Consider the following 11,799-nt stretch of genomic DNA (forward strand, 5'->3'; position numbering starts at 1 on the left):
ACTGTGGAATTTTCAAAAGAAAAATTTAAAAATACTTTTAAAAGTAATGTGAGTATCGTTAACGACATCAATAAAAATACAGACATTATACGTGGATTATTTCCTACTTCAGATTTAGTTGAAAAAGATCTTTATATTTATGATATTTCTGCAAAGTTATTTCATTTAGCAGGTTTAATCGATCAAGTTAAGCTTAATGATCTTATGAATAAAATTAATACCGATGAATTCGATGTTTTTGTTAAAAATAATATGACTATAACAAACCAAGTGAATGTTTTGAAAGAAAATATTTTAGCTGGGAAAATCGTTTTATTTTTTGAAGATCATCCTATGGGATATATTTACGCAACGGAAAAGATGCCAGAACGGTCGTTTTCCCCTCCCAGTATTGATAATTCCTTAAAAGGTGCAAAAATCTCTTTTGTTGAAACACTTCAAACAAATATTTCTTTGCTAAGAAGGTTTATTAATAGCAACGAATTACAAGTAAATCAAAGTGAAATTGGTAAGATGAATAAGAAGAATATAGCTATTGCTTACGTTGAAAGTGTTGTTGATTATAAGCTATTACATGTTATCAAAGAGAAAATCTCTCTCATAGAACAAGATAAGATTACAAATTCTAATCAATTAGCTCAGCTAATTGAAGAGTACCCATTTTCACCATTCCCACAAATTTTTACAACAGAAAGACCTGACGAAGCTGCTTCAGAAATTTTAGCTGGAAGAATTGCAATTATTTTAGATAGTTCTTCTGATGTTATTATTTTACCTGCCCCCTTTTTAACTTTTTTTAAAAGTATTGACGATTACTCTTCTAGATCGGTAGTCGCTTCATTCAATAGAATACTAAGGGTGGCTGCAATATTAATTACACTTTTTTTACCTGGAATTTATATTTCTATTATCTCTTATAACTTTGAGATCGTACCTGTGAAATTGTTACTTTCTATTGGAGAATCACGGGCAAGGGTACCCTTTGATCCTTTAATTGAAGCTTTTTTAATGGAATTTACACTGGAGATGCTTAGAGAAGCTGCGATTAGACTACCCTCCCCTATTAGTACGACTGTAGGAGTAGTTGGTGGTATTGTTATTGGACAAGCCGCAGTTCAAGCTGCAATTGTCAGTAATATTATGGTTATCGTAGTTGCTTTAACAGCAATATCTTCTTTTATCATTCCAAATTATGAGATGGCTTCAAGTTTAAGAGTTATTCGGTTTCCTATTATGATCATGGCATCATTTTTTGGGTTAGTTGGCTTAATGATTAGTACACTGATACTCATTATCCATGTTTTAACACTTAAAAGTTTTGCTTATTCTTATAGTAGTCCTTTTTCTCCTGTAAAGGTAAATCAGCTTTTAGATACGTTCATTAGGGCTCCTCTTAAATACATTTGGCGTCCTTCTAAAAAGAAATAAAACAACCAACGTATTCAAAAATGAATGGAGTAAAATGTAATGCAATTATCTAAGCTTAAAATTACTTGGCTACAATTTATTTTAATGATTAATGGTGTACAAGTTGGTATAGGTATAGCTTCTCTTCCAAGAACATTAGCTGAAAAAGCCGGTTCAAGTAGCTGGATTGCAATACTTTTTGGCGGTATCTTATCAACTATTTTCAGTATGATAATTGTAAAAATTAGAGAAAAAGAACCTAATAAATCCATTTCAACTTACTTTCAAAGTTTTGTAGGAAAAATATTTGGAAAAATATTAACTTTTATTTTTTCTCTTTATTTTTTAATTTTTGGATATGTTGTACTTGAGAGAACTGTTTTGTATATAAAAACATATATACTTCAACAGACAGATTTTTTGATTTTATTGATCTTATTTCTTATACCAACACTACAACTACTCGTTGGAGGAGTTAGTGTAATAGCAAAATATGCTGAAGTTTTATTTCCAGTTGTTATTTTCATTTTTTTTATGTTACTGTTCACTCTTAAAACAGCTAATATAAATTTCATACTTCCTATTATTAAAGATGGTTGGATTCCTATTTTTAAAACAATACCTGTTACAATTATGTCTTTTTTAGGGTTAGAAAGTATTTACTTTCTTTATCCCTATCTGGATAAAAAGGAAAAAGCAATGTCAGGCGTAATTATTGCAAATTTACTCACTACTGGCATTTATTTATTCGAAACAATTATATGTTTTATTGTCTATAGCCCAGATGAGATATTGACTATTTTCGATCCTCCATTAGCAATCCTAAATGTTTTAGAATTTCAATATCTGGAACGAATAGATATCATTATCATCATACTTTGTATTTCTATTGCTTCTACCACTTGGATTCCATATATGTGGATGGGATTTACAGGATTAACTGAAAGCATTAATATTAAGCGTTTTATCTATTTTATACTTTGTATCTTTTTAATCTTTATTTTGTTTTCAATTTATAAAACACCTACTTTTAAATTAAACGAGCTATATATTAAAGTCCTCTCTAATACTGGAGCAATTGTTGTCGTATTGATGCCAATCTTATTGTGGGTTGGTAAAAAACTAAAAAAGATATTTCAAACAAGGTGAATGATGTGAAAAAAACATTTGTTTTGCTACTTTGCTTATTATTAACATTTGTAACTGCTGGTTGCAATGATAAAGTCAATATTGAAGATATTACAATGGCCTTAATTTTAGGGGTTGATGTGAATGATCAGGGTGAAGTTGAGATGTATATTTCAAGTCCAGTTTTTAGCGAAGAGGCTAAAGAAAAAAGCGAAAATTTCAAGGTCAAAACTGTATCTATTCGTGAAGCAAGAAATTATTATGATACGATGGCTACTGGTATAACTGCAGGTGGTAAACTTCAAACAATTTTAATCGGTCGTAAAGTTATAGAAGAGACGGAATGGACTTCCATTTTTGATTTATTATTTAGAGATGCAAAGACGCGGTTAAATGCACATGTTGCAATTGTAAATGGTAGTGTCAAAGATATTATTAATTTTAGCCCTAAAGACAAGCCTAGAATTTCAATTTTTATACCTCAATTAATTGATACCGCTAACTTGAGAAACGTTGCATTTCGTACTACGTTAAGAAGTTTTAACCAACAAGTTCTTGATAAAGGCATTACGCCTTTTTTACCTGAATTAACTTTTAATAAGAATCTACAGATATCCGGAACTGTGTTATTGGATGATAGTAATGTATATAAAAGAACCTTACCATTATATGAAACCCAATTGTTAAAAATATTGAACGGTGACATTAATGGTCAGTTATCGCTCACAATACCTGTTGACATGAAACAAAAAGGTACAAAAACATTCCCCAAAAATAGAGCTAGCTTTTTTGTCCAAAAAGTAGAGAAGAAAGTTAAGAAACATTTTAAAAATGGTAAATATCATTTCAATATAAATTTAGAAATCCCTGTAGAAATTACCGAATCTCCAATTAAATTAACTGGAAAAAATACTGGTAAACTGGAAAAAAAAATTGAAGAAAATTTACAGAATGACTTAAATAATTTTGTAAATTCTTTACGTAAAGATAAAGTTGATCCAGTTGGTTTTGGTATTTTAGCAAGATCATTTAAATATGATCAATGGAAAAAAGTTAATAATAACTGGGTTAATGCTTTTCAAAATGCAGATATAAAAATCAAAGTTAATTTAATCATTACAGATAGAGGAAATATTTTGTAATTGATTAACACATGAGTTGGTAAAAAGTTAGGTTAGAGAATAATGCGAAGTCAATACAACACATTGAATTTTACCTAATAATAAATAAGGAAAAGGACCTTCGTTTCTTGCGAAGTTCCTTTTCCTTTATATAACTACATTTCATTTACATTCTTTTTAGCATTTGTCTTCCCCTTATCACCTTTATTAAAAACTCTCAAAACATCAATCTTTTATTCAAACTGAATATGAAATATATAATTCTTGTTATTTACATATATTCCTTTATATACAAAAAAACGAGTCACCTTAAGCAACTCGTCAGTTTGTAAAATAAAATTACAATTAATTATTTATATATTTGAAATAAAAATTCGATAGCCAATGATGACTATCCAATTTTATACGTTAATTTTATGCTTCTACTACATTTGGCTGTTGGTATACTTCATTTTCGAATTCACCTGTCGCCTTACTTGTTAGAATACCAGATGTCATTGCTCCACTAACGTTTAATGCTGTACGGCCCATGTCAATTAGAGGTTCAACTGAGATTAAAAGCCCTACGATTGCAATTGGTAGATTCATAACAGATAGTACGATTAAAGCAGCAAAAGTTGCTCCACCGCCGACACCTGCTACACCAAATGAACTAATCGCCACGATTAAAATTAGAGAGATGATAAATGATATACTTGTAGGGTCAACACCAGCAGCTGGAGCAACCATTACAGCTAACATCGCTGGATAAACCCCCGCACATCCATTTTGCCCTATTGAAAGTCCAAATGAACCAGCAAAGTTCGCAATTCCTTCTGAAACACCAAAATCTTTTGTTTGTGTCTTTATTGTCATCGGTAAAGTTCCAGCACTTGTACGTGATGTAAAGGCAAATGTTAAAGTTGGTAATCCTTTTTTTACGTAATGTAAAGGACTTAGTTTTGCAAATGATAATAGTAGTAAATGTACAATAAACACTAAAATTAATGCTACATATGAAGCCACTACAAACTTACCTAATTTGACAATTGCATCATAATCACTAGTTGCTGCAACTTTAGTAATAATCGCTAAAATACCATATGGCGTTAATCGAAGAATTAATGTAACAACTCTCATAGTTATGGCGTATAAAGTATCAATAATTTTAGAGAAGAATTCTGCATGTTCAGGATCTTTTCGTTTTACACCTAGGTAAGCAATTCCTACAAAAGCTGCAAATATAACAACTGCAATTGTAGATGTAGCTCGTGCACCTGTTAAATCTAAAAATGGATTGCTTGGAAATAATTCAAGGATTTGTTTTGGAATAGTCATATTTTCTACAGCCACAACACGATCCTGTAACTCTACATTTCTAGCATTCTCTGCATCACCAGCAGTTAACTGGATTCCATCAAGTCCAAATCCTAATGCTGTTCCGATTCCAATTGCTGCAGAAATAGCAGTCGTTCCAAGTAATAAGCCAATTACAAGGAAACTGATTTTCCCAATATTTTTCGTTAACTTTAATTTTGTAAATGCTCCGACAATAGAAATGAAAACCAGTGGCATAACAATCATTTGTAATAGTTTTACATAACCACTACCAACAATGCTAAACCAATCAATTGTACCTACTGTTACTTCATGATCTGTTCCATAGATTAAATGAATGATATATCCAAAAATAAGACCTAAACCTAGACCTATGAATACGCGTTTTGAAAAAGATACATTCTTTTTCTGCAATAAATATAAGCCAAACATAAGCAATAATAAGACCGCGACATTCAAAATAATATAAAATGTGTTCATCCTTTTCCCTCTTTTCGTTATTTGGTCTATTTTACGAAATTTTAATCCAAGTATTCATATAAATCAAGTAGGAATTTATTTTTTATTTATTATTCTTACTTTTATGACGATTAGTACACATATATGCTTCTAAACACATCTCTTAGAAAAACCAATAAAAAGCATAGATCACTCAAAAATAGCCATACTCAAATGATCTTAAAACTAAAAGCTTTAGGTAATAAAAAAAGGACCTTCAATTGAAGATCCTCGTAATAAACCCAATGTTCTTTTTTTGTTTTGAAATTTTAAAAAGCAATACAAATACTTCGAACTACCTTAAGGAATCTATCATTTTACCTTTTCCCGTTTAGCAGCCTCATAATAAGAAGTGAAAATACCGAAACAGCCCATAAAACCAACATGTAAAGTATGATATAAGGTTTGTAAATCATACCTGGAATCATTTTTTGAGTTTAGTATATATAATATTTGCTTTTGAATCGACTTACATCTGTTGATTGTATACGTTAAATAAGACTCTGTTTCTTGAGAAAAGTTTTTTTCTGACTCTAACTCCATTAAACTTTCCTTTAATATTTTCATATCTTCATAAAGACGATATAGATTAGATCGTTTCATTTTAGATGGTTCTTCATTTACTAGCCACTCCTGCTCAGACATTAATACTAAGTAGTCCACCCTAGAAGTTATATCTTCTGAGAAAACATTTTCTTTCAGATCGTTTTTATAAACTTTTTTAAAATCTCGTAATTCCTTAACATAGCCTCTCACCATTACATTATCAGCATTATATGAATATGACTTATTTAAACTGAGATTTGAATAGGGATAAAAATACGTATTAGCTAATAGTAATAAAATTGCTATAATGATCCATTTTCTTTTTTGCTTCATCGTGGTTCCTCTTTTTGTGTTTTAGTATTCTATTATTTTCAATATAAACCAATAAAAAAACTGCCGAAGCAGTTTATTATAAAGAAGTAAAAAGCTAGCTTAAAAACTACTTCCCTCAAAGACTATTAAAAAAGATTACAACGATTGCAGATAAAACAAGCGCTAATAATACTGTTTTAAACGTGTTGTTCTTTTTATACCGATAATTACTATAAAGTGATTCATCCTTGCCCATTAGTGCTCCCAAAATTAAATAGAGTACTATTGAAACTGGCAAAAATATAAATACCAATCTAACGATAAATGATGGAATCAAAAGCCCTTCTGCAATTCCACCACAAACACCTAAAAATACGTAGTCCGTATTTGACTTCATTAACCGATTTCTGTTCATTACTATTTTCTCCAAAATCATTTTAAACCTTCAACATTCTATTTCTAAAACTAAAGAGAATAGATTTTCTAAAAGTCTCTAAATTACTATATCTTTTATATACATGTTCGACAATATAAACTTCATCATTATTAATTACCAAACTTTCCCTCTATTGTTGATGCTTTAGTTAAACAACGTTACGACAGGACATCGTGGTTTTTACATGCCTACCATTTTCTAAGAGGCTCAGCTCAGGCCCCACGAAAAAGGGAGTATCCTGAGTTGTCTTCAATAATGATTTCATAAATAGCATGATTGTCTTAGAAGGCAGTCTAAAATCTTTTACAAATTATACCTACATCATTTGATTTGCGATATTCGTAACATATTGTTTAATCTCTTCTGCAGTACCATTATTTGCTACAAATGCAAGTTCATAATATAAACCAGCTTTTTCAAAAACAAGTGTATTTTGGATTAAAGTTTTTTCAAAATTCTCTCCATCAGCTTTTTCCGTTTTATCAAGTTGATATGAAACGCCAAGAGATGAAGAATCTCCTGTATAAGCACCGCTTACGCCGTCTTTTAGTTGAACAATTTCATTCTGTTCTCCTGAATCAAAATCAGGTTCAAGTTCACGATTATAATTATAAACCGTTACATTCATGACAAAGAATTTTGATTTATTAAGGTGGGAAAGCATATAACTCACATTCAATTTCTTGCCATTATGACCAACATCACTAATGTACAATGATTCAATCGGTTTTACCTTAAACGGTAGTTTATTAGGTATTTTTATTGTAAATGGAATTGCCTTTAACCCTTCTTCTAAAGAAGGAGATGTATATGTTATTGGAATCATCTTTCTTTGTTCCTTTGTAAGACGTGATTGATCTGATTTTTTTAAATTAGAAGTATCCAATGTATTTTTCTCACGTTTTTCACATCCAAAAGGAATTAAAAGTAAAACCAAAACGAGTATTAGTAATTTTTTCATGTGCATTCTCCAGTTGTATGATTAAGTTTTATATTTTATCTTGTATAAGAATTAAAGAATTTAAAATCAATAGATAACTTTGAAGTTTAATAATCTAGTTTTAGATACCATACAAGCACTTTCTAATGTTTGTTTTGAATGTACATTATAATACCAGCAACCACAGATCGGATTTAATTGATGTTCATAACACCATTCTTTCAAATGATGTATCATCGTTCTACCAATCCCTTTTTTTCTATACAGTTCATTTGTAAACATGCCGATACTTGCATATCCGTTGAGTAACTTACTTCTTTCTGCAATCCCTATTCCAATTAGTATGTTTTGTTCCATTAAAGTGAAAATTTGTTTGTTTTCAATACGTTTCTCTAATTCATCAATGAAGTCCTGACATACCTCTTTTATTTTTGTAGCATCGCTTTGGACTGCGACTTTAAATTCAACGTTTTTATATAATTTCTCTTTTGGAATTTCCATTTTATTATCTTGAAAGAAATAAGCTTGTTTTTCGATTTTAAAATCATGATCTAATACCAAGCTTAAAAAAAGTTCGTCGCATGTTGGGACCATTATGGATTGAACCGAATGATCCTCAAGAACTTGATTAAAGATCTTTTGCGAAACATGATAATAAGGTGAGTCTAAATAAAATTGTGTAAGGCATTGATTATGATGTATCGCATAATAACCTATGACTTCAGAACTGTCATAAATAGAATAAAATGAAGATTGAATAATATGGTCCTCTAAAAAGGAATCAATAGGAGAACTTAGTTTATTTACATATTCCGAGATTAGATGTTCAACATCACTTTGTTTACATTCTTTAAATTTAAATCCCATGGCTGACCTCCTATTTACATTTTTTAATGTAAGATTTCGTTAGGACAGAAATCTAAATATTGATATTAGAAAAAGATAATGCTACAAACGGCACTAATTTTAGAAATAGACCAACAAAATACCCATATATGGCTATTGTAATCACAATTAACATTGTAAACAGATTGATGTTTCTAACCATAGTTCTTCCCCTTATTATCTTTTTGTCTAAATTAGTATGCATTTACAATTATAATTGTTTTTTATCTTTACAAACAGTTAGCAAAATAAAAACCTCTAATGCAATGCATTAAAGGTCATATATTTTGCTCAGCGAAGATTCTCAATCTCACTAAAACCGTTATTTATTTAAAATCTTTCCATGATATATTACTCTCATTTAATAGCTCTTCGAATGATTTATTCTTTTCTTTTAATCTTTTTTCTTCACGAATTCTCGCTTCTTCTTCTTCTTTTTGTTTTACTTCTTGATCTTGTAATTGTTTTTTTGTAGCTTTTAATTTTTGAAGTAATTCTTCATTCATTAATGACCCTAATGTATTTTTTTCTTTTTGCTCATATGAGGGTTGTTGCGTTTGTTGTGTTTTTCTTTTTTTCGCCATTTTGTTCCACCTACCGTAATCATCAATCATTTTTATTAATTTTATCATGAAATAGAGATTTGTGAAATTCACTTGATTTATGTTAAAATTAATTTCCAAAAAATTCTAATTTTTCATGTTCAACAAATTTCTGGTAGAGGGGTTTTTGTATGTCTAATGCAGGTCAAATGATTAAAGATAAGTTTGTATGTTCAAAGTGTCAACAAACAAATGCTAAAATAAAAGAAGTATCAATGTCTGGGGCTGGTTTAAGTAAGTTATTTGATATTGACTATAATCATTATTTATTTGTCTCTTGTTTAAACTGTGGTTTTGTAGAAGTGTATAATCCTTCTATTTTGGAAGGAAAAACGCGTGGTGAGCTTTCAACTATATTAGATATTTTATTTGGTTAAAGAAAGAGTGATGTTTAAAACATGTTGTTTTTTATCGTTTTCCTTTGCATTTTTTTAGTGTACTTTATCGTTGTTGGTTTCTATTTTACAAAGCAAGTTTTGTTTATGAAAACAAATTCATTAGACTATATATACCAACGCGAGTCAGAAAATTTACGATTCGACGAAGGTTGGTATCGTTCAATTGATAAGCAATCCTTTACTGTTCCATCCCATTATGGATATCAATTAAAAGGATTTTTATATGAAATGTACGACACAAACAAATGGGTTATTATTACGCATGGTGTAACTGTGAATAAGAATAATTCAATTAAATATGTTGAGCTTTTTTTAAAGCTTGGTTTTAATGTATTAACATATGACCATAGACGTCACGGTGAATCAGGTGGTAATACAACTAGTTATGGTTTTTATGAAAAATACGATTTACAAACCATCATACATTATTTAAAAGATTTGAAAGGTCATATTTTATTTGGTATCCACGGAGAATCAATGGGAGCTGCTACATTATTACAGTATGCAGGATTTGTTGAAGATTCAGCTGATTTTTATATATCTGATTGTTCATTTTCTACATTTGAGGAACAGCTAGTGTATCGTTTAAAAGTTGAATATAATATTCCTAAATGGTTGATTCTGCCTGTGGCTAGTATTTGGTTAAAAATTCGTGAAGGTTTTTGGATAAAAGATATTTCTCCATTAGATGCTATACCACATATTAAAAACCCAATTCTTTTTATCCATAGTAAACCAGATTTATATATCCCTTATTCTCATTCGATGCAATTATACGATGCAAAAACTCAAGGAAGAAGAGAATTATTCCTTACAGAAAATGGTGGTCATGCTATGAGCTTGAATGAAAATAAATCAGAATACTATGCCGCTGTTTCATCCTTTTTAGACGAAATTGTGAAACAAAGTACGATGAAACAAAAAACGTTATAGAAATGTAATTTTCGAAATACTTAATCATAACAAAAAGGATAGAGATTAATTCTCTATCCTTTTTCTCTATTAAAGTGCTGCTTTTAAGATTTTTAAAGCATCTTCTCGATCTAATTTTTTAAAGTATCCAAATGGTCCGTACTTCACGGTTTTGGCTGACATTTCTTCAAGTTGATCTTCTGTAATTCCATATTCACTTAGCTTGCTAGGTGCACCGATTGAATTCCAGAATGAACGCAATGCTTTTATTCCTTCTAATGCCCATTCTTCTTTTGATTTTGTTCCTTGTTCAATGCCGAAAACTCTTTCTGCAAATTGACCAAAACGATCAACATTTTCACTCATTACATACTCCATCCAATGTGGGAATATAATCGCTAATCCTCCACCGTGTGGAATATCTGTTACTGCAGAAACAGCGTGCTCGATATTATGAGTAGCCCAATCTCCTTGTACGCCCATACTTAGTATGCCGTTTAATGCCATTGTGCCACTGTAAAGAAGCGTTTCTCGTGCTTCATAATTATCTAAATTTTCGACTGCAATTGGAGCTGTTTCAATGACAGTTTTCAATATTCCTTCACAAAAACGGTCTTGGATTTTTGTATTTGTTCCATGATGGAAATATGACTCAAGAACATGAGACATAATATCCACTGAACCGTATACTGTTTGATCACGTGGAACTGTAAATGTGTTTTGTGGATCTAAGATTGAAAATGTTGGGTAGCTAAACTTACTTCCCCATCCTAATTTTTCATTCGTTTCCCAGTTTGTAATAACTGATCCTGCATTCATTTCAGATCCAGTTGCTGCTAGTGTTAAAACTGTTCCAAATTTTAATGCGCCAGTCGGAACTGCTTTACGAGTAATAACATCCCAAATCTCACCATCAAATTTTGCACCTACAGCAATTGCTTTCGTACAGTCAATAACTGATCCACCGCCAACTGCTAAGATGAAATCGATATGCTCATCTTTACAAATTTGAATCCCTTTATGTACCGTAGATAATCTTGGATTTGGTTCAACTCCACTTAGTTCGTGAATTGTTTTATCAGCTTCTTTTAAAATCCCTACAATTTGGTCATATAGACCATTTCTTTTTACGCTACCGCCACCATAAACAAGTAATACATTTTTTCCAAAGCTTTGTGCTTTGTCCTTTAGTTTTTGTACACTATCTTTACCAAAAATTAATTCTGTTGGATTTGCAAATGTAAAAAAGTTCATATGTTTCCCTCCTATTCTTTTCATCTTAATTTTAACTGAATTC

The 11,799-nt window shown here is 30.5% G+C and carries 12 protein-coding genes; 5 read left to right on the forward strand and 7 right to left on the reverse strand.

The features are described 5' to 3' along the window. The first annotated feature begins 3 nt into the window (after positions 1-3). From ABID96_RS12615 to ABID96_RS12625, 3 genes are read left to right on the forward strand one after another with little or no spacing between them, the layout of a single operon-like run. Positions 4-1,428 carry a spore germination protein gene (locus ABID96_RS12615; RefSeq protein ID WP_192602344.1) on the forward strand — a complete coding sequence of 475 codons (1,425 nt, stop codon included), beginning with the start codon at positions 4-6 and terminating at the stop codon, positions 1,426-1,428. A gap of 39 nt (positions 1,429-1,467) precedes the next feature. After that, the gene (locus tag ABID96_RS12620) at positions 1,468-2,556 is read left to right on the forward strand and encodes a GerAB/ArcD/ProY family transporter (protein WP_192602345.1); all 1,089 of its coding nucleotides are present in this window, start codon (positions 1,468-1,470) and stop codon (positions 2,554-2,556) included. Between the two features lie 5 nt (positions 2,557-2,561). Next, a complete protein-coding gene (locus ABID96_RS12625; protein WP_192602346.1) occupies positions 2,562-3,677 on the forward strand; it encodes a Ger(x)C family spore germination protein in 1,116 nt (371 codons plus the stop codon). Positions 3,678-4,070: 393 nt separating this feature from the next. On the opposite strand, the gene ABID96_RS12630 is transcribed toward ABID96_RS12625, so the two are convergent. The 6 genes from ABID96_RS12630 to ABID96_RS12655 form a co-directional block, all read right to left on the reverse strand. Beyond that, positions 4,071-5,453, reverse strand: coding sequence for an L-cystine transporter (locus tag ABID96_RS12630; protein ID WP_192602347.1), 1,383 nt, complete (start codon positions 5,451-5,453; stop codon positions 4,071-4,073). A 330-nt stretch (positions 5,454-5,783) separates the two neighbouring features. Beyond that, complete coding sequence (locus ABID96_RS12635; RefSeq protein ID WP_192602348.1) at positions 5,784-6,350, reverse strand: hypothetical protein; 567 nt, start codon at positions 6,348-6,350, stop codon at positions 5,784-5,786. A 115-nt stretch (positions 6,351-6,465) separates the two neighbouring features. Further along, positions 6,466-6,744: a PspC domain-containing protein gene (locus ABID96_RS12640; RefSeq protein WP_192602349.1), complete on the reverse strand. Its 279-nt coding sequence runs from the start codon at positions 6,742-6,744 to the stop codon at positions 6,466-6,468. A gap of 337 nt (positions 6,745-7,081) precedes the next feature. Next, a complete protein-coding gene (locus ABID96_RS12645; RefSeq protein ID WP_192602350.1) occupies positions 7,082-7,726 on the reverse strand; it encodes a hypothetical protein in 645 nt (214 codons plus the stop codon). 66 nt (positions 7,727-7,792) lie between these two features. Beyond that, positions 7,793-8,572, reverse strand: coding sequence for a GNAT family N-acetyltransferase (locus ABID96_RS12650; RefSeq protein WP_192602351.1), 780 nt, complete (start codon positions 8,570-8,572; stop codon positions 7,793-7,795). 344 nt (positions 8,573-8,916) lie between these two features. After that, complete coding sequence (locus ABID96_RS12655; RefSeq protein ID WP_087999277.1) at positions 8,917-9,174, reverse strand: YqkE family protein; 258 nt, start codon at positions 9,172-9,174, stop codon at positions 8,917-8,919. 149 nt (positions 9,175-9,323) lie between these two features. Between ABID96_RS12655 and ABID96_RS12660 the strand changes: the two genes are divergently transcribed. Then, entirely contained in the window at positions 9,324-9,569 is a 246-nt protein-coding gene (locus tag ABID96_RS12660) for a zinc ribbon domain-containing protein (RefSeq protein WP_192602352.1), read from the forward strand. Positions 9,570-9,590: 21 nt separating this feature from the next. Continuing rightward, entirely contained in the window at positions 9,591-10,523 is a 933-nt protein-coding gene (locus ABID96_RS12665) for an alpha/beta hydrolase (protein ID WP_192602353.1), read from the forward strand. Positions 10,524-10,592: 69 nt separating this feature from the next. Here the strand turns inward: ABID96_RS12665 and ABID96_RS12670 are convergent, their stop codons facing one another. Further along, entirely contained in the window at positions 10,593-11,756 is a 1,164-nt protein-coding gene (locus ABID96_RS12670; protein ID WP_192602354.1) for an iron-containing alcohol dehydrogenase, read from the reverse strand. Positions 11,757-11,799: the final 43 nt, after the last annotated feature.

It is taken from the genome of Gottfriedia sp. OAE603 (assembly GCF_040543965.1).
In the GTDB taxonomy this organism is placed as follows: Bacteria; Bacillota; Bacilli; order Bacillales; family Bacillaceae_G; genus Gottfriedia; species Gottfriedia solisilvae.

Excerpts from the sequence above, each read along its gene's own strand:
- ABID96_RS12635 (WP_192602348.1), bottom strand. The coding sequence starts at position 6,350 with ATGAAGCAAAAAAGAAAATGGATCATTATAGCAATTTTATTACTATTA.
- ABID96_RS12630 (WP_192602347.1), bottom strand. The coding sequence starts at position 5,453 with ATGAACACATTTTATATTATTTTGAATGTCGCGGTCTTATTATTGCTT.
- ABID96_RS12670 (WP_192602354.1), bottom strand. The coding sequence starts at position 11,756 with ATGAACTTTTTTACATTTGCAAATCCAACAGAATTAATTTTTGGTAAA.
- ABID96_RS12640 (WP_192602349.1), bottom strand. The coding sequence starts at position 6,744 with ATGAACAGAAATCGGTTAATGAAGTCAAATACGGACTACGTATTTTTA.
- ABID96_RS12655 (WP_087999277.1), bottom strand. The coding sequence starts at position 9,174 with ATGGCGAAAAAAAGAAAAACACAACAAACGCAACAACCCTCATATGAG.
- ABID96_RS12645 (WP_192602350.1), bottom strand. The coding sequence starts at position 7,726 with ATGAAAAAATTACTAATACTCGTTTTGGTTTTACTTTTAATTCCTTTT.
- ABID96_RS12665 (WP_192602353.1), top strand. The coding sequence starts at position 9,591 with ATGTTGTTTTTTATCGTTTTCCTTTGCATTTTTTTAGTGTACTTTATC.
- ABID96_RS12620 (WP_192602345.1), top strand. The coding sequence starts at position 1,468 with ATGCAATTATCTAAGCTTAAAATTACTTGGCTACAATTTATTTTAATG.
- ABID96_RS12650 (WP_192602351.1), bottom strand. The coding sequence starts at position 8,572 with ATGGGATTTAAATTTAAAGAATGTAAACAAAGTGATGTTGAACATCTA.
- ABID96_RS12660 (WP_192602352.1), top strand. The coding sequence starts at position 9,324 with ATGTCTAATGCAGGTCAAATGATTAAAGATAAGTTTGTATGTTCAAAG.